We start from the raw sequence: 17,816 nt of genomic DNA on the forward strand, positions 1-17,816 counted from the left end.
GACGAGGGTATGGCCGCTACGTCAGTCGCAGGCCTCGCCGCGCCGCGATGCGATCGACCTCGGGAATCTGCGACACGTGCTCGGGCACCCGCCCCTGCTTCCAGCGCTGCAGCACGCCGACCGGCACCTCTTCGACCGTGAGCGCGAAGCAGAAGTGGTCGCGCCAGTCACCGTCGATGTGGATGTATCGGCGGCGCAGCCCCTCATAGCGAAAGCCGAGCTTCTCGACCACCCGCAGAGAGGGCGCGTTCTCGGGCCGAATACAGATCTCCATGCGGTGCAGGCCCACCGAAAAGAACAGGTGGTCGGTCGCCAGCGCCACCGCCGTGGGCGTCAGCCCCTTGCCGGCGAAACGCTCGGCGACCCAGTAGCCGAGCGTCGACGAGGCGAGCGAGCCGTACGTCATCTGCGACACGTTCAGCTGGCCGGCAAAGGCGCCCTCGTGCTCGATGACGAACGGCAACCCGCTGCCCGCACGCGCCTGCTGCAACAGGCCCCGGATGCTGCCCTTCGTATCCCACGCCACGTTCTGATTCGGGCTGGTCGCCTCCCATGGGCGCAGCCATGAGCGGTTATCGACCAGTTCGCGTTCCAGGATGCGCGCATCCCGTACCCGAATCGGGCGCAGCACGGTCGCGCCGCTGCGCAGCGTGGGAATCGTCGACACGCCTCGAGATTACGCCGTGAGCTGGGCGACGAAGCCGTGCAGCCACGCCCGAAGCTCAGGGCCCAGGTCGTCGCGCTCAGAGGCGAGCTGCACGATGGCCTTGATGTAGTCGAGTCGGTCGCCCGTGTCGTAACGACGGCCACGGAACACGACGCCGTACACACCGCCGCTCGACGCGTCGTTTGCGAGCTCAAGAAGCGCGTCGGTGAGCTGAATCTCGCCGCCCTTGCCGGGCTCGGTGTGCTCGAGCACGTCGAAAATCTGCGGCTTCAGCACGTAGCGGCCGATGATCGCCAGATTCGACGGCGCCGTGCCGGGGGCCGGCTTCTCAACGAGGTCAGTGATCTTCACGACGTCGTCGACATCGGTCGCCTCAACCGTCGCCACGCCGTACATGTGGGCCTGTGCGGGGTCGACCTCGAGCAGCGCGACCACGGTGGCGTCGCGTTCGCCCGCCACGTCGATCATGCGGGTGAGCAGCGGGTCGCGCTCGTCGATGATGTCGTCGCCCAGCAGCACCGCGAAGGGGTTGTCGCCGACGTGGGGGCGCGACATCAACACGGCATGACCGAGGCCCTTCGGGTCACCCTGGCGTACGTAGTGCATGTCGGCGAGGTTCGTCGACTCCATGATCTTCGCGAGCTTGACATCGTCGCCCTTGCGCTTCAGGGTCGCCTCGAGCTCGGTGACGCGGTCGAAGTGGTTCTCGAGGGCGTACTTGTTGCGCCCGGTGACCATCAGCACGTCGGTGAGGCCCGCAGACACCGCCTCTTCGACCACGTACTGGATGGCCGGCTTGTCGACGACCGGCAGCATCTCTTTCGGCATGGCCTTCGTGGCGGGCAGGAAGCGGGTTCCGAGACCTGCGGCAGGAATAACGGCCTTCGTGATCGGTTTCGACATGATCTCAGCGTATCGGCCCCCCACCGACGCCGGGCGGATACGCATACCATGCTGAGCATGCCGAGTGACGCGAGCGAGACCATCGCCGCCAAGCGTGCCCTGCGCGCCGAGCTGCGCGAGCGGCGCCGCATTCGACCGGCCGGCGAGCGGGAGGCGAGCGCCGCCTCCCTCACCGAACAGCTCGTTGCGATCACGAGTGAATTGAACGCGCGCACCGTCGCCTGCTACCTCTCGACGCCCGATGAACCGCCGACCCGCGCCTACCTCGAGTGGGCGCGCGCGAATGGCGTCGACGTGCTCTTGCCGGTGTCGCGCGACGATGGGCTGCTCGACTGGGCGGCCTACGACTCTGACGACGAGGGCGAAGACGTGCTCGGCTTGCCCGTGCCGCTCGGCGGCATCGTTCCGCCCATTCGCGTCAACGAGGTCGACCTGATGCTCGTGCCCGCCGCCGCCTGCGACCGCAGCGGCATGCGCATGGGCTGGGGTCGCGGCTACTTCGACAAGACTCTCGGCTCGATGGACCGCCGCCCGCCCGTCTACGCGGTCGTCTACGACGACGAAATTGTGGATGCTCTTCCCCGCGAACCGCACGACCAGCCGGTTGACGGCGCGGTCACCCCGTCGGGCCTGCACCGCTTCTGAACGCTCCGGCGGCGGTCACGAGGGGCCTCGCAGCCGACGTATCCTTATCGCCGGAGGACACCAGCCACCATGCCTACGTATTCGTACCGCTGCACCGCCTGCGAGAACGCTTTCGACGTGTCGCAGGCCTTCACCGACGACGCGCTCACGGAGTGCCCGGCGTGCCAGGGGCGTCTGCGCAAGATCTTCTCGGTCACCGGCGTGACCTTCAACGGCTCGGGCTTCTACCGCACCGACAGCCGCGCGGGCGCGGGCAAGCCGGGGTCGGGGTCGGGCTCGTCGAGCGACAGTGGGGCCTCGGGGTCATCCGGGGCGTCGGGCTCGTCGGGCGACTCGGGCTCGTCAAGCGCGAAAAACTCCTCCCCGGCGGCCGCCGCCAGCTAGGGTCGGGGACGTCAGCGTCCCTCATACCTCCTGGAGGAGCCACCGTGCTCACGGGCTTCAAAGAATTCATCCTGCGCGGCAACGTCATCGAGTTGGCGGTCGCGGTCGTCATCGGTGCGGCATTCACCGCGATCGTCAACGCCATCGTCGCGTCACTCATCAATCCGGCAATCGGGGCACTGTTCAACGCCGAGTCGCTCGCGACCTCGCTGGTGGTGTCGATTCCGACGACGAGCGGCAACACGGCCGACCTCGCGTTCGGAGCCGTCATCGCCGCCGCGATCCAGTTCGTGATCGTCGCGGCCGTCGTCTACTTCGCGCTTGTGCTGCCGATTAACACCCTCAAGCGCCGCGCCGAGGAGCGCCGGAAGGCCGGCGAGCCGGTCGTGTCGGAGGACGCTCCCCCGACCGAGACCGAGCTGCTCGCGGAGATTCGCGACCTGTTGCGGGCTCAGCGCGGCGAAACTCCCGCGAACTAGCGCCGCGCATCCCCCGCCCCGAGCGCCCGCAGGGCGTCAAGGGCGTCGGATGCGCGCTGCCACGGCACGAAGACGTGGTCGTGGAAGTAGCCGGCGACGACGTTCGCCGGGATGCCCTGCCCGGCGAGTGCGGACGCGATCGCGGCCGTGAGGCCCACCGCCTCGAGGTCAGAGTGCACGGTGAGCGTGATGCGCGCGAACGGTGCGCTCAGCTGCACCTCCGGGGCGAGTGCGCGTGCGTCGTCGAGGTCGCGCTCGCGCACGACGGATGTCACGCCCTCGCGCTCGACCACGGTCACGGCCGCGTCGGGAAGCGCCGTCGCCGCCGTCGCGAACACCCACGGCTCGGGGTCGAGCTCGGGCCGCATCGACGCCAGCAGCTCGGCGAGCGCAGTCACCCCGCGCTCGGGGCGTGCGGCGTCGCTCACGCGTAGTGCGGCGGCTTGTCGGCCCGCAGCCGGTCGTCGTTCTCGCCGGCGCCGTGGCGTTCCGGCTCGGAGGTCAGGGGCGCGCGGGCCGGCGCCGGGTCAGACCCGGGCGGAGGCGTCGTGGTGACGCGCCGGCGACCGCGACGGGCGCGCGCGGAATCGCGGCGTGCATCCGCCGTGTCGCCCGTCGTGCCTGACTCGCTCACGTGACCAGGCTACGCGCGATCAGAACAGCGGTTGCGTCTCGCTCTGTGCCGACTGGGCGCGCTGGGCGGGCGACGGTGCGGCGGGCGCGGCCGGAGCCGCGGACTGCACGGCGATCGGCCCGGTCGACGCCTCGCGGTCGATCGGCTGTGTCTCGGCGGGCGCGGCGGTCGGACGCGCCGGAGCTGCTGCCGCGGCGGCCGGGGTCGGAGCGGGCGTCGGAGCGGGCGGCGCCTGCACAGCAACCGGCTTCGCCATGGCGGCGATGCGGTCGGCGACGGCGTCGGGGTTCGAGAACAGTTCGAACACGTGCACGCGCGCGTAGTGCCAGCCGAGGCGACGCAGCAGGTCGGGGCGCAGGCGCAGCGACTCGCGCAGGCTCATCGTGCCGAGCGAAGCGTCGGTGTCGACCGCGATGCAGTAGCCGCCGCGGCTCGCGACGAGCTTCAGCTTGCCGCGGTGTCCGAGCGCGGTGCGCAGGCCCCGAGCCTCGAGGCGCCGCGCCAGGTCGATCAGCATGGGGTCGCTGTCGTCGGGCACGTCAACCGCGGTGCGCCGCGCCTCGGTGTCGGCGAGCAGCTCGGCGAGCGCACGGGCGCCGGGGCCCATGCGGTCGTCATCGAGGTCATCAGCGCGGATGCACGACACGATGCGCACAAATCGGCGCGCGCGGGTCATCGCGACGGCGAGCAGCCGGTCCCCACCCGGGCGCCCGAGGGCGCCAAACTCGCTCAGCACGCGGCCGTGCGGGGTGCGGCCGAAGCCGATCGAGAAGATGACGCGGTCGCGCGACTGGGCCACGGCCTGCTCGATGGTCAGCACGGCGAACGGTTCGGCGCGGTCGCCGAGGAAGAAGTCGTGCAGGTCGGGCCGCGACTGCATGGCGTTGAGCGTCGCCGTCTGCACGCGGGCGGCGTGCTTGGCGCTCGCGGTAATGACCATGAGCGACTCGTTCGGCCGCGCGGTCGCGTGCTCAAGCACGCGCGTCACGACCTGGTCAACCTCGGCGTCGACCGACTCGATCGTGCCGGTGACGTCGTCGGGCATGCCGTTGCCGTCGTCGAGGTAATCGACCGCGATCGACGGGTGGCCGAGGAACGACCCCGCCCACGGCAACGAGTCGATGCGTCCGGCGTAGAAGCGGCGGTTGACGAGTTCGGCAAGGTCTTCGCCGCCAGCGCGGTACGAGCGGGTGAGGCCGAGCGTCGGAAGCAGCTCGGAGAGCTGCACGAGCGCGCTCGAGGCGTGACGCGCCTCCTCGTCGGATGCCGTCGGCGGCGCGTCGCTGACCGCGATTGAGAACGGCGACGGCGTCTGCGTGACCGGATCGCCGATCGCGACCACCTGGCGTCCACGACGGATCGCGGTCGACACCTCGGCCATCGTGACGGCGCCGGCATCGAGCACGAAGACCGCGTCGAACGGGATGTCGTCGCTGATCTCGGCAACGTCGTACGGCGAGCTCAGCCAGATCGGCGCGATGGGGCGGCTCAGGTGCGGCGCGCACTTCTGCAGGTCGCCGGGGGTGAGCATGCCGCTGCGCAGGAGGTCGCGCAGGGCCTTCGCCTCGTCGGGCCAGTCGGTGATGCCGATCGACCAAGCCTCCGACAGCTGCCACGCCATCATGGCGGCGCTGCCCGCGGCGTGCGCCTCGTCGACGAGACGGAAGTCAGACTCGAGGCGGTCGAGCACGTCGACGTCGGCGCCGAGCAGGGCGCGGTCGGCCTGCAGCAGGCTGTCCAGCGCGCTGCGCCACCAGGCGAGCTCGAGCTCGGCGGCGACCTGCTCGTGCGGCACGTGGCGCTGCGCGAGGTCGTCAAGCAGGGCGTCGAGGCCCCACGGCTGCATCTCGCGCATCAGCTCGGTGCGCTCCTGCAGGTTCGCGAGCACGTCGCTCTCGGCCGCGAGGCCGGCGAGGGTGCGCTGCAGCTCGTCGATGCGGCGATTCAGCAGGTGCTTTTCGCGCGTCGTGTGGCCGAGCGGAGCATCCAGAGCCTCGAGGTCTTGCTCGACCTGCTGGTAGGCGACCGCGACATCCGCAATGCCGACGGGCACGGTCGGCGTGATGCCGACCGGCGCGAACCGCTGCCACAAAATGCGCTGTTGCTGGATGCGCGTGAGCGCGTCATGCAGGTCGCTCACGTGAACGCCCGGGCGCACGTACTCTTTCGCGAGCGCCTTCAGGCGGCGGCGCGTCGTCGCGGGCATCGTCGAACCCTCGCGGCGGGGGGCGGTGGCGGCGATCAGCTCGCTCAGCGAGCGGTCGAACACCGACGGCTGGAACTTGTCGAGCGTGTCGCGCAGCTCGGTCAGCAGGCGCAGGTAGGTGCCGAGCTCGGCGAGCGTCTCGAACTGGCGCATCGGCGTCGCGGCGACGAGCGCGACGGCGCGGTCGAGCAGGCGCGGCACGAGCTCAGAGTGCAGGCGGCGGGCGCGCTCCTGGGCGCGGGTCGCCTCCTCCCCCGTCGAGAACTCGGCGCCGTACCAGGGCGAGTCGCCCGGGCCGTAGCTAAATTGCCCCAGCTTCGCGGCCTGCACAATCACCTGCGCGGCGTGCGCGCGATCGTGGGCGAGCGTCTCGACGGCAGCGCGGGTGAGTCGCGCGCGCGTCGTGGGCGGGGTGGGCAGCAGCGCGAGGCGGCTGAGTTCTGAGACGCAGTCGTACACGCTGATGCCGAGCTTGGGGTCGGGGCGGCCGAGAGCCTCGCGGTAGTCGAGCAGCACGCCGCGCAGGCGCACGAGGGCCTCGTTGACGTCGGCAACACGGGGCTTCTGCGCCTTCTCGTTGCGGCTGATGCCGCGAATAACGTCGCGTCGCAGGCTGCGCGGGGTCACCGTGACGCCGGGCAGGCCGATGTCGGTGAAGCGGCGCTGGATCGAGCTGAGAGCCGCGCGTCGCGAACTCACGACGAGCACCCGCTTGTTCTGCGCGATCAGCGTGCCGAGGGCGTTGACCACCGTCTGGGTCGCGCCCGTACCGGGCAGCGTCTTCACGACAATCGAGTTGCCGGCGGCGACGTTCGCGATGACGTCCTCCTGTTCGGCGTCGGCGTCGAGCAGCAGCAGGTCGGTCTCGGGCGGGCGCTGGTCAGCGGGCACCGGGGTGACCGTGGTCTGGCTCTCTTGAACCGCCCAGCGGGCGCTCGTGTTGCCGGCGATCGCATCGAGCACGGGGTGCGACAGGTCGCGGGCGTCGGCGGCGAGCGCCGGGCCCACCTCGGCAAACGTCGACACGACGAGCCGCGGGGTGATCGTGAAGCCGTCGAGGTGCGCCGTCAGACCGCGCAGTCGATCGAGCGGCGGGTTCGGCTTGAAGGTGCCGTCGTCGTCGGCGAGGGCGACGAAGGCCTCCTCGTCGAGGTGCAGCGAGAACTGGCGCGCGAGCTCGCGGGCCAGCGCCGGGTTCAGCACGAGGCGGTCGAGCAGCGTCAGCTCGACCTCACGGCCGCGGCGGCGCAGGCGCAACGGGCGCAGCAGCAGCGGCGCGCGGAACGTCTCGCCGCCGTGGCTCCAGACGACCATGCCGATGCCGAGAGCGATCGCGTCGATGCCACGCACACTCGACAGCTCGAGGCCCTTATCGGCGATGCGTTCGGCGGCGACGCGGGCAGTGCGCAGCGCCACGTCGTCGCGCACGAGGTTGCTCAACAGCGTCGGGCTACCGGCGATGAAGCGGGCAAGGCCCCCCGGGTGGCTCGTGCCGAGCTCGATACGGCCGCGCGGGTCGTCGTCGAAGTGCAGCAGCGGGCTCGCGCCGCCGAGGGCCGCGAGCTCGTCGCGCCAGCGCTGCCAGGTATCGCTCGCCACATTCATCGGGGTCACCGCCGGGTCTCCCATGCTCAGTGCGCCCGGCTCCACGCCGGGAGCCGCCACGGGAGCATCGTCGTCTAGCTCATGATCGTCGTATCGGTCGGCACGCCACACGCGGTCACCCTACGACCGTCCCGCGCATTCGCCCGGTATTCCGCGCCGCCCGCGCCAAGACCCGGCGCATACACTGCACAGTCGTGGAACTCTTCGGCGGTCTCATCTCGGGAATTCTCACGGCCGTCTTCACGGTGGGCGTGGTCGTCGCCGGGGTGCTCGTCGGGGGCGTCGTCCTCGTCTCGCGCCGCCGCCACCGGCCCGAACGGGCGCTCGAGGATCAGCGCACCCGCGCGGGAGTCGCTCTCGTACGCGCCGACGACGCCATCCAGACGGCCGACCGCGAGCTGGGCTTCGCCCTCGCCCAGTTCGGCGAGCGCGACACCGCCGAATTTCGGGCAGCGCTCGACCAGGCGGCCGAGGATCGCCGCGAAATCTTCCGGCTGCACGGGATGCTCACCGACGACCCAGCCCCGGGGTTACGTCAGCAAGAACGCGCCGACCGCATCGTCATGCTCGCGGGACGCATCGAGGCGGCACTCGGCGAGCAGGAGCAGGCGTTCCGGCGGCGGCGCACCGCCGAATCCGGCGCGCGAGAGCGCCACTCGCGGCTGAGCGAACGCATCACCGCGGTGCGCGCGCGGCTGCGGGACGACGAGGCCGCCCACCAGCGTGACGCCGAGCGGTACACCGCCCGCGCCCTGGGCGCCGCCGCGACGGCCCCTGCCCTCGCGGCCGCGCAACTCGACACCGCCGACGCCGCCCTTGCCCGGGTCGCCGACGCGCTGGCGGCCGCCGTGCCGCCGCCCGTGGCCGCCGAGCTCGACTCCGCCGACGTCGCCGTCGCCACCGCCGAACGCCTGCTCGACGACCGCGCGGCCACCGTGGCACGGCTCGACGACGTGGCCGCCGCCCTCACCGGCCTCGCCGCCGACGCTCGGGTGCAGCGCACCGAGGCGCTCGAGGCCACCGACATCGCGCCCGACGCCAACACGGCCGCCGGCATCACCCGTGCCGTCGTCGACGTCGACGCAGCCATCGCCGACGCCGCGGCGGCGGATGCCCGCGACCCGCTGCCGACGCTCACCCGGCTCCGCGGCGCCCTCGACGCGCTCGAAGTATCACTCGCCGCCGCCCGCTCACAGGCGCAGCGACTCAGCCACGCGCGGGAGGCGCTCGATGCAGCGCTCGCGACCGCGCGCATCCAACTCGCCGAAGCGGAGGCGGCCGGCCGCGGACGCGGCGCCGCCGGAGCCCGCGCCCGCCTCGAGGATGCGCGCCGCGAACTGGCGCTCGCCGAACGCGAAGCGTCGACCGACCCGGTCGCCGCGCTCGACGCGGCCCGCCGCGCCATCACGCACGCACGCGACGCCGACGTGCTCGCCCGCTACTAGCGCGCCGAGGTCCGCTCCTGAGCGGGAGCCAGTTCGGTGGGGTGGAGGCACTTCGAGCCCTCACCATCTCACCAAAGCGACTCCCGGCGCGGGCGGCAGAGCGGCGAGCCGGCTCAGCGCTGCAGGTACGCCAGCACCGCCAGCACGCGGCGGTGGTCGCCCTGCGCCTCGTCGAGCCCGAGCTTCGCGAAGATCTGCGACACGTTCTTCTCGACCGCTCCGACGCCGATGAACAGCCGATCGGCGATCGCCGCGTTCGTGCGGCCCTGCGCCATCAGGTCGAGCACGTCACGCTCGCGGGGCGTCAACGACTGCAGCGGGTTCGCCCGGCGACCCATCAGCTGGGCGACAACTTCGGGGTCGAGCACCGTTCCGCCCGCCGCGATGCGGGTGAGGGCGTCGCGCACGTCGTCGAGTGACACGACCCGATCCTTCAGCAGGTACCCCACCCGCCCCTCGCCGCCCGCGAGCAGCTCGGTCGCGTAGGTCAGCTCGACGTACTGCGACAGCAGCAGCACGGCAACCTCGGGGCGTTCGCGCCGCAGCCGCACCGCGGCGCGCACCCCCTCGTCCGTGAACGTCGGGGGCATGCGCACGTCGAGCACGACCGCGTCGAGGGTGAGGCCCGGCAACGCCGCGGACAGCGCCTCGGCGTCGCCGAACGCGCCCACGACATCCATGCCGGCATCGCCCAGCAAGCGCACCAGCCCCTCGCGCAGCAGCACCGAATCGTCGGCGACCGCCACCCGAAGGGCTGGTGCGGCAGAACTCATGTCAGGCATCGCCACCATTCTGCGGGGCATCGGGCGTGGGGTCGGACTGCGACGCAGCAGCGGGCGTCGTGGTGGTCGGCTGCGCGGCGGTCGGGGCCGCGGGTGCCGCCACGCCGCCCACGGGCAGCGTCACCCGAATCTCGGTCGGTCCGCCCTCGGGGCTCGACAGGGTGAAGGTACCGCCGAGTCCGACGGCCCGGTCGCGCAGACCCGCAAGCCCGTGGTGCGGGGTCTCGGCCGCCCCACCCCGCCCGTCGTCGGTGACCGAGACGACCAGATCGGCGCCGTCGCGGGCCACGACGAGCGCGATGCTCGACGCCTCCGAGTGCTTGGTCGCGTTCGCGATCAGCTCGCTCGCCACAAAGTAGGCGTTGCGCGCCACCTCGTCGGGCAGCTCGGCGGTCGCCCCGAGCGTCGTCTGCAGGGTCACCGGGATGCTCGATCGCGTCGCTAAGGATTCCAGCGCCGCAAACAGCCCGCGATCGATCAACAGCGGCGGAGCGAAGCCGCGCGACAGGTTGCGCAGTTCGTCGAGCGCGTCTTGTGCCTGGCGACGCGCATCCGCGATGAGCGCCTTGGCGGCGTCGGGCTCGTCCTCGACGCGGCGCTCGGCGGCCGAGAGATCCATCTGCAGGCGAATCAGTCGCTGCTGCGGGCCGTCGTGAATGTCGCGCTCGATGCGGCTGAGCGCGCTGCCCTCGGCGGCGACCGCGGCCGAGCGTGCGGTGAACAGGCTCGAGACCTGGCCCTCGAGCTCCTCCGACTTGAAGCGGCCGAGCAGCGGGCGGGCGATCGCGGCGTGCACCCAGGTGAGGGCGCGCACCAGGTAGGGCAGCGTCAGGATGGCCCCGATAGCGAGCACGACGAACAGCACGACAAAGACGCCGGACAGAGGCGCGGCGACGTCGACGCCACGCTCGATCGCCCAGCCGTAGCGATTCTCGAAGACGTCGTAGCCGGGGCCGAAGCCGCCCGCACCGCCGATGCGGTCGATGATGCGATCGAGGTCGGGACCGTTAATGCTCCGAACGCCGAAGATCAGCGCGAAGGGCGAGAGGATCGCCCCCACGATGACCGAACCCCACAGGGTCAGCAGCACAAAGCTGATCGTTGCCACGATTGGGGCGACGATCGCGCCGTGCAGCAGGCTCAGCCAGTAGTGCCCGTTGGCAAAGGGGGTCAGCGCCTTGCGCCACCAGGGCAGGCTCGGGTCGATCGACCAGTTCGGCTCGGTGATGGCGCGCTCGCCCGACCAGCGCAGGCGCAGCACCTCGAGGCTGCCAGCGAAGCGGGCGACGAACAGCGTGGCCGCGATGAGGAACAGCCCCACGACGACGATCAGCAGGCTGAGGCCGGTCGAGAACAGGCTGTTGAGCACGACGCTGACGGTGACCGCGATAGCGAAGGTCGGCACGAGGTAGCCGAGGCCGCGGGGCAGGCGCTTCCAGACGGCGCGGTAGCTCCAGTCGTCGAGCGGCGGCAAACCGGCCGGAGTCTCGGGGTGCGCCATTGCGGTGCGCGTCGCGCCGACGGCGGGTGCCGGGGCGGTGTCGGGGATCGGGGAAGTCATGGTGTCGTCTCCGGGTCAGGATGGCATGCGCGCGGCTCTCACGCGATGCCACCAGCCTTCCGATCGGCGCATTCCCGCGGCATCCGGCCGCCTCCCGAACCCGGGGTGGGGTTAACCCCCGTCGCCCTCTCAGCCGGGGCGGCGCAGGGTGACGACCGTGACGGCGACTGTCAGCTCGCGCCGCTCGGGGCCTGCGGCGAGCGCCGCCTCCACTGCTTCTCGCTTCTGGTGGAACGCGTTGGGCCCCATGAACACGGCGTCGGCTGCGGCGGCACGGTCAACCGTGACGGTCTCGCGCACCGTCACCCGGGCCTCCTCCGTGAGGGCGGGCAGCGCGGCAACCAGCTCGTCGGCCTTGACCGCCGGCACCTTCAGCAGCTTCAGCCCCTGCACGAGCTCGCGGTGGTGCTCAGGCTCGGGGATCGCCGCGACGAGCGCCCCTCCGGGCGCAAGCACTCTCACGATTTCGGCGGGCGGCCCCGGAGCAAACACCTTCAGGACGAGGGCGGCCGCATCATCGCCGACGGGGATGCGCGACCGCAGGTCCGCGGTCGCCGCCGCGATTCGCGGGTGGCTGCGCAGCGCGCGTCGCACCGCGACGGCTGACGCATCGAGAAGGAGGCCGCGCATCCCGGGCAGCGCGTCGAGGACGTGACCCAGGTGCCATCCGGGCCCGCCCGCGAGGTCAACGACCCAGCTGTCCGCAGCGCCGGCGGCACCCGGGGCGAGCGCGGCGCTCACCGCCGCGTCGCGAACGGCGGCCGCGACGGCGTCGTGGTGACCGGCGCCCTGGAAACGGTCGCGCGCATCCACCATTTCGGCGGTGTCTCCGGCGGCGGGCGCCCCCATGCCGCGAGCGGCGACGCGCAGCCCGAGGTATCCCTGGCGGGCGCGATCGTGGTGGTGACCCGCCGCACATGACGCACCCCCGGCGACGGCCTCGAGGCCGCCCCCGCAGTGGGGGCAGCGCAGAATTGCGAGGTCGTCGACGGGGGCGGTGTTCACCCGGTCAACGCTAGCCGCCGGGGAGCGGGCGGGAATCCGGCGCGATTAGCGGCCAGTGGCGTCGGGGGCGCGGTCGACGTCGCCGCGCCAGGCGCCCGACTCGAAGCCGTTGTCTTCCATCAGTTCCTTGAAGCGGTGCAGGTCGCGGTCGATCTGGATGTCGTCGACCTGCAGCAGCGCGCCAACCTTCTCGACGACGCCCTGGGGCTCCCAGTCGAGCTGCAGCGCGACGCGGGTGCGGGCGTCGTCGATGCGGTGGAAGGTAACGACGCCGGCGTGGTGCTCGCCGCCGACCGAGTTCCAGGCGATGCGCTCGTCGGCGTGCTGCTCGACGATCTCGGCGTCGAACTCGCGGTCAACGCCCGCGATCGAGACCTCCCAGTGGGTGAGGGTGTCGCTCACCTGGCGCACCTCGTCGACTCCGGACATGAACTGGGGGAACGACTCGAACTGCGTCCACTGGTTGTAGACCGTGGTGATGGGGGCGTCGATGTCGATCGTTGCGGTGACGGTGCTCATGGGTGTTGTCTCCCTGTCGCGTCGATTGGTCGGCCGGGTTCGACCGAACGCACGCCACGGTACGGAATCGTCACCGTCGTGTCATGGGGTTGACATCACAGGTAGGCACATCAGGAAGCACTCAGGATACGTACGGTTGCGATCTCAAAGGGGCGCAGCGGCAGGGCGATCGTGTGCTCATCGACCTCCAGCCCGTCTCCGTCAACATCTCGCTCGAGCAGATCGACGCGACGCGCTGATTGCCACGCGGCGTCGATGGTGAGCACGGTGGATGCGGCCCTCCCCTGCGACTCGTACAGGCGCACGATCAGATCGCCACTGCCATCGTCGGCCAGCTTGACGGTCTCGACCACGATCGATCCGGCGGATGCGCGCACCAGCGGCGCGACGGACCGCGCGCCCGTGATCGCGCGAGCGGGCCGACTGAGCCGATACCCCTCCGCGACGGCTCCCCCGATGTCGGCAACGGGCCGCAGCGAGAGACGGAAGCGCTGCTCGACCCGATCTGCCTGCGGGTCGGGGAACCGTGGAGCGCGCACGAGGGTCGCCCGCATCTGAGTGCCCGCGCCGCGCCCGTCGATCACGAGGCGTTCCGTATCCCAGCCATACGAGCTGGCGTTCGCGATGGCGAGGCCCTGGCCCGGCTCTTCGACGTACACGAAGCGGTGCGCGACCGTCTCGTAGCGCGCGGCATCCCAGGACGTGTTGGGGTGAACGGTGCGCCACACGTGCCCGAACTGTGTCTCGGCAGCGGTGCGGTCGGCGAGCAGGGCAACGGGGAAGGCGAGCTTCAGCAGCTTTTCGTCTTCACGCCAATCTACGGCGACATCGAGATCGAGCGCACCTCCGTCGCGCGACAGCGACCAGCGCAGGGTGACCCGCGAATCGCCGAGCTGCCGATCTACCTCGACGGTGTCACCCACGACGTCGACCGCAACCTCACCATCGAGGGCGACGGGCGTCCGCCGATAGTGCTCTTCGATGTCCCACGCGTCCCACTGCGATGGACGGTCGTGGAAGAGCTGCAGGGCGCCCGCAGGCACACCCGGCACGATGAGCTCGCGGCCTGTGCGGGAATCGACGAGCGACGCGATCTCGCCGCTCGCGTCGATACGCACCGTGAGCTGCTCGCTCTGCAACACCGCCCCTCCGGCGGAATCTGCGGTCGCCTCCGGGCAGGCGGTACCGACCGCGTCGACGATCGCGAACGCTGCGGCACTGTGCGGCGTCGGATGCGCTTCCAGGGCGAGGTCGCCATCCCTGGCGAGCACACGCAGCGAGCGCTCGATGATGCCGGACGCAATGGACGCCACGTGGGCGTGCACTCGCTCGGCTTCCTCGTGAACCCACCCGATCGAGGTGCCGGGAAGGATGTCGTGGAACTGGTTCAGCAGCGTGAGACGCCACGCCTCATCGAGTTCATCGTGCGGGTAGGCGAGGTCCTCGCGCCAGGCTGCGGTCGCCGCCCACAGTTCGGCCTCGTGCAGCAGCGCCTCACTGCGCCGGTTGCCCTGTTTCGTGCGCACCTGACTGGTGAACACGCCGCGGTGCAGCTCGAGGTACATCTCTCCGGACCAGACGGGCGGGTCGACGAGCTCGCCCCGCGCGGTCGCGAAGTAGTCGGCGGGGGTCGCAAAGACCACCTTCGGCGAGCCCTCGAGGTCGGCCTTGCGCCGCCCCGTCTCGACCATGTCGCGGGTCGGCCCGCCCCCGCCGTCGCCCCAGCCGAACGGCACGATCGACTGCGTCAGCACCGACTTTTCGGCGAACTGCCGCTCGGCCTTCGCGAGATCGGTGGCGCCGAGGTCGCTCATGTAGCTGTCGACGGGTGGGAAGTGCGTGAGGATGCGCGTGCCGTCGATTCCTTCCCACGCGAACGTGTGGTGCGGCATCCGATTCGTATCGCCCCACGACAGCTTCTGCGTGACGAAGCCCGTGGCGCCCACCCCGCGGAAGATCTGCGGCAGGGCGCCCGAGAATCCAAAGGAGTCGGGAAGCCAGACGATGTCGGAGCGCACGCCGAAGGCCCGCTCGAAGTAGCGGGTGCCCTGCGCGAACTGCCGGATCATCGATTCGCCGCCGACCATCGTCGCGTCGGACTCGACCCACATGCCGCCGATCGGCACGATGCGGCCCGCCGCAACCGCGGCCTGCACACGGGCGAACAGCTCGGGGTAATTCTCTTCGACCCACGCGTACTGCTGGGCAGACGAGGCGACGAAGCGGAATTCGTCGTACTCGTCGATGAGGTCGAGCACGTTCGACAGGGTGCGGGCGAACTTGCGCACGGTCTCGCGCGTGGGCCAGAGCCACGCCGAGTCAAGGTGTGCGTGCCCGACAGCGATGGCGGTGTGCGCGCTCGCGCTTGCCGGCGCAGCGAGCTCCGGCGCGAGGATCGCGCGCGCTGCGGCGACACCGTCACGCGGGTTCGCCGCATCAATAACGTCGACGACGCGGGTCAGCGCCTCGAGAATGCGCGCGCTGCGCACCGAATCAGCCGGCAGCTGTCGGGCCAGGTCGAACAGCGTCGTCGCGTCCCACCACAGAGCGCTCGTCTCGCGGTCGCGCAGCACAACGTCAAAGGCGCGCGCCACGTACTGCAGAGTGTCGCCAGCCGTTTCCTTCCGACCAAGTGGGGTGCTGCGGAACTGAAAGCCGTCGGCGATGTTCGGGTTCGCTGCCGCCTCGATGTAAAACTCGAACTCTCCGGCAGGGCCGGCCTCCGCCACCGGAGCATGCCGGTTGAGGGGCTCGAGCCCTTTCACGATGCGACCATCGGCCGTATACACGATGCCCTCGGCCTGGAAGCCAGGGAGCCGGTCGGTGTAGCCGAGGTCGACGAGCAGTTCGATGGCCCCGGAGCCCTGCCACTCGCTCGGCACCGCGCCGGTGACGCGGAACCAGACCGTGTCCCACGCGCTGCCCCAGGGGGAGCCGGTCATGAACGGTGCGTACTGGGCGGCACGGGCGGTCGCGAACGGCACTGGCTCGCCGCCGACGACCCAGTGCTCGACCGTCAGCGCGCGGTGATCAGCAACGCGAGCGGGGTCGAGCACGTCGCGAAGAAAGCGAGCGATGCGAGCGTCGCGCTGCGGGAGATTCAGGTGCATCGGATGAGCCTTTCAGCACTCAGCCCTTGACCGAGCCGGCGAGCGCGAACGACCCGCCGATGAGGCGAGAGGCGAGCACGTACAGCACGATGACGGGCAGCGAGTAGAGGATCGAGAAGGCGGCCAGCTGACCGTAGGCGATCGAGCCGAACTGGCCGAAGAAGGTGTAAATGCTCGTTGCCGCTGGCTGCTTCTCGGGCGAGAAGAGCAGCACGAACGGCACGAAAAAGTTCCCCCAGGCCTGCAAGAACACAAACACAAACACGACGGCGATGCCGGGGCGCATAAGCGGCACGACAACGGTGCGCAGCGCCTTCATCGCCGACGCCCCATCGATCCAGGCGGCTTCCTCGAGCGAGACGGGCACCGCATCCATGAAGTTCTTCGTCATGAAGATCGCCATCGGAAGCGAGGACGCCGTCAGAAACAGCACCGTGCCGAAAAACGAGTCGAGCAGGCCGAGGAAGACGAAGACGCTGTAAACCGGCACCATGATCGCGGTGATCGGCAGGCAGGTGCCGAAGAGCACGGCGTAGAGGAAGCCCCGGTGAAACCGCGAGCGGTACCGCGACAGCGGGTAGGCGGCGAGCAGCGACGCCAGCACCGTGAGCGTCGCCGTCAGCCCTGCAAGGGCCACGCTGTTCATGATCGGGATGAACGTGGTCTGGGGTGTGAGGACCGCGGCGAAATTGTCGAGCGTCAACGACGACGGGATGCGCGTCTGATACGTCGCACTCGGATCGAACGCAGCGAGCAGGAGCCACGCCAAAGGAACGAGGAAGGCAATAGCGACGACGGCGAGCGACACCGAGGCCCACATTCGAGAGGCGCCGCGCGCGGGCGACGCGGCGCTCAGGCGCGCGGCGGTGACCGGAGTCGCGGCGCTCACCGGTCGGCCTCCGCTCGGCGCAACACGGCGATGTAGCCGAGCGAGAAGACGGCACCGATGATCAGCATCACGGTGGCGATGGCGGTGCCGTAGGCGACGCTGCCGAAGCGGAACGCCTCCTGGTAGGCGAAGACGGGCAGCGTCGAACTGGCGTTACCCGGTCCGCCCGCCGTCATGACGTAAATGAGGGTGAAAACCGACAGCGTCTGCAGTGTGATGAGCATGAGGGTCGTTGCGATCGTGCCCCGCAAGACCGGCAGGGTGACCCGCATAAGGCGCTGCCAGGCGTTCGCGCCATCGATCTCCGCTGCCTCGATGAGCTCGGGCGGCACCTCGGCGAGCGCTGCCCGGTAGATCAACATCGAGAAGGCGGTACCGCGCCAGACGTTCGCGAGGATGATCGTGGCCATGGGGGCGATGAACAGCCAGTTATCGCCGGCGAGCCCCACGACACCGAGTAGCTGATTGAGGGTGCCATCGCGACTGAAAAAGGCGTAGGCCACAAACGCCGCGACGATCTCGGGCAGCACCCAGGCGAGCACGATGACGCCGCCGCCGATTGCTGCCATACGTCGGTGAGCGCGCGTCATGGCGAAGGCGATAGCAAAGCCCAGCACGTTCTGGCCGATCACGGCCGACGCGACGGTGAAGACGACCGTGAGCCACAGCGACAGGCTGAAGTCGGGGTCTGCAAAAAGGCGCTCGTAGTTCGCGCCGCCCACCCACTCGGGCGATGTGGCGGTCACGCCGGTAAGGGTCGCGTTGGTGAATGAGCCCACGAACGCCCACAGAATCGGGACGATGAGGAAGACGGCGAGCAAAATCGCGGCGGGCAGGAGGGGCCCGCCGCGCACGAGCGCACGCACAACAGTGGTACTGCCGGTTCTCCTCCGCGACGGCGGAGGAGAACCGGCAGTGGTCGATCGCGTCATGCTCGAGGGTCTCCCGTCGGCGCCGCCCGCGATGCGAGCCGCGCCGACGC

At 70.5% G+C, this 17,816-nt stretch carries 16 protein-coding genes; 4 read left to right on the forward strand and 12 right to left on the reverse strand.

Annotated elements, in window-relative coordinates:
- Positions 1 to 16: 16 nt before the first annotated feature.
- Together EV141_RS04675 and galU are read right to left on the reverse strand one after the other, a co-directional pair.
- Positions 17 to 667: a GNAT family N-acetyltransferase gene (locus tag EV141_RS04675; protein ID WP_130484760.1), complete on the reverse strand. Its 651-nt coding sequence runs from the start codon at positions 665 to 667 to the stop codon at positions 17 to 19.
- 9 nt (positions 668 to 676) lie between these two features.
- Positions 677 to 1,570, reverse strand: coding sequence for a UTP--glucose-1-phosphate uridylyltransferase GalU (gene galU / locus EV141_RS04680; RefSeq protein ID WP_130484761.1), 894 nt, complete (start codon positions 1,568 to 1,570; stop codon positions 677 to 679).
- Positions 1,571 to 1,627: 57 nt separating this feature from the next.
- Between galU and EV141_RS04685 the strand changes: the two genes are divergently transcribed.
- The 3 genes from EV141_RS04685 (at position 1,628) to mscL (ending at position 3,078) form a co-directional block, all read left to right on the forward strand.
- Positions 1,628 to 2,215: a 5-formyltetrahydrofolate cyclo-ligase gene (locus EV141_RS04685; RefSeq protein ID WP_130484762.1), complete on the forward strand. Its 588-nt coding sequence runs from the start codon at positions 1,628 to 1,630 to the stop codon at positions 2,213 to 2,215.
- Positions 2,216 to 2,284: 69 nt separating this feature from the next.
- Positions 2,285 to 2,599, forward strand: coding sequence for an FmdB family zinc ribbon protein (locus tag EV141_RS04690; protein WP_130484763.1), 315 nt, complete (start codon positions 2,285 to 2,287; stop codon positions 2,597 to 2,599).
- A 44-nt stretch (positions 2,600 to 2,643) separates the two neighbouring features.
- Positions 2,644 to 3,078: a large conductance mechanosensitive channel protein MscL gene (mscL, locus tag EV141_RS04695; RefSeq protein ID WP_130484764.1), complete on the forward strand. Its 435-nt coding sequence runs from the start codon at positions 2,644 to 2,646 to the stop codon at positions 3,076 to 3,078.
- Here mscL and EV141_RS04700 read toward each other — a convergent pair.
- The 3 genes from EV141_RS04700 to EV141_RS04710 are packed head-to-tail and all read right to left on the reverse strand — an operon-like array spanning position 3,075 to position 7,547.
- Positions 3,075 to 3,506, reverse strand: a complete 432-nt coding sequence (locus EV141_RS04700) for an ACT domain-containing protein (RefSeq protein ID WP_241969012.1) — start codon at positions 3,504 to 3,506, stop codon at positions 3,075 to 3,077. The two genes, mscL and EV141_RS04700, sit on opposite strands and share 4 nt — an antisense overlap.
- Positions 3,503 to 3,712: a hypothetical protein gene (locus EV141_RS04705; RefSeq protein WP_130484765.1), complete on the reverse strand. Its 210-nt coding sequence runs from the start codon at positions 3,710 to 3,712 to the stop codon at positions 3,503 to 3,505. The genes EV141_RS04700 and EV141_RS04705 overlap by 4 nt, the downstream gene beginning before the upstream one ends.
- Before the next feature lie 19 nt (positions 3,713 to 3,731).
- Positions 3,732 to 7,547: a DEAD/DEAH box helicase gene (locus EV141_RS04710; RefSeq protein ID WP_375880245.1), complete on the reverse strand. Its 3,816-nt coding sequence runs from the start codon at positions 7,545 to 7,547 to the stop codon at positions 3,732 to 3,734.
- A gap of 170 nt (positions 7,548 to 7,717) precedes the next feature.
- On the opposite strand from EV141_RS04710, the gene EV141_RS04715 reads away from it, so the two are divergent.
- Positions 7,718 to 8,968, forward strand: coding sequence for a hypothetical protein (locus tag EV141_RS04715; protein WP_130484767.1), 1,251 nt, complete (start codon positions 7,718 to 7,720; stop codon positions 8,966 to 8,968).
- Positions 8,969 to 9,081: 113 nt separating this feature from the next.
- On the opposite strand, the gene EV141_RS04720 is transcribed toward EV141_RS04715, so the two are convergent.
- The 7 genes from EV141_RS04720 to EV141_RS04750 form a co-directional block, all read right to left on the reverse strand.
- Positions 9,082 to 9,750 carry a response regulator transcription factor gene (locus EV141_RS04720; protein WP_241969014.1) on the reverse strand — a complete coding sequence of 223 codons (669 nt, stop codon included), beginning with the start codon at positions 9,748 to 9,750 and terminating at the stop codon, positions 9,082 to 9,084.
- Entirely contained in the window at positions 9,743 to 11,311 is a 1,569-nt protein-coding gene (locus EV141_RS04725) for a sensor histidine kinase (protein WP_130484768.1), read from the reverse strand. The genes EV141_RS04720 and EV141_RS04725 overlap by 8 nt, the downstream gene beginning before the upstream one ends.
- A gap of 129 nt (positions 11,312 to 11,440) precedes the next feature.
- Complete coding sequence (locus EV141_RS04730) at positions 11,441 to 12,316, reverse strand: class I SAM-dependent methyltransferase (RefSeq protein WP_130484769.1); 876 nt, start codon at positions 12,314 to 12,316, stop codon at positions 11,441 to 11,443.
- 45 nt (positions 12,317 to 12,361) lie between these two features.
- Complete coding sequence (locus tag EV141_RS04735) at positions 12,362 to 12,835, reverse strand: SRPBCC family protein (RefSeq protein WP_130484770.1); 474 nt, start codon at positions 12,833 to 12,835, stop codon at positions 12,362 to 12,364.
- A gap of 110 nt (positions 12,836 to 12,945) precedes the next feature.
- Complete coding sequence (locus tag EV141_RS04740) at positions 12,946 to 15,945, reverse strand: alpha-mannosidase (protein ID WP_130484771.1); 3,000 nt, start codon at positions 15,943 to 15,945, stop codon at positions 12,946 to 12,948.
- 19 nt (positions 15,946 to 15,964) lie between these two features.
- A complete protein-coding gene (locus EV141_RS04745) occupies positions 15,965 to 16,834 on the reverse strand; it encodes a carbohydrate ABC transporter permease (protein ID WP_375880242.1) in 870 nt (289 codons plus the stop codon).
- Positions 16,831 to 17,766: a carbohydrate ABC transporter permease gene (locus tag EV141_RS04750; protein WP_130484772.1), complete on the reverse strand. Its 936-nt coding sequence runs from the start codon at positions 17,764 to 17,766 to the stop codon at positions 16,831 to 16,833. Before EV141_RS04750 ends, EV141_RS04745 begins: the two co-directional genes overlap by 4 nt.
- Positions 17,767 to 17,816 lie beyond the last annotated feature (50 nt).

Origin of the sequence: Microcella putealis, assembly GCF_004216575.1 — a bacterium.
Lineage (GTDB): Bacteria > Actinomycetota > Actinomycetes > Actinomycetales > Microbacteriaceae > Microcella > Microcella putealis.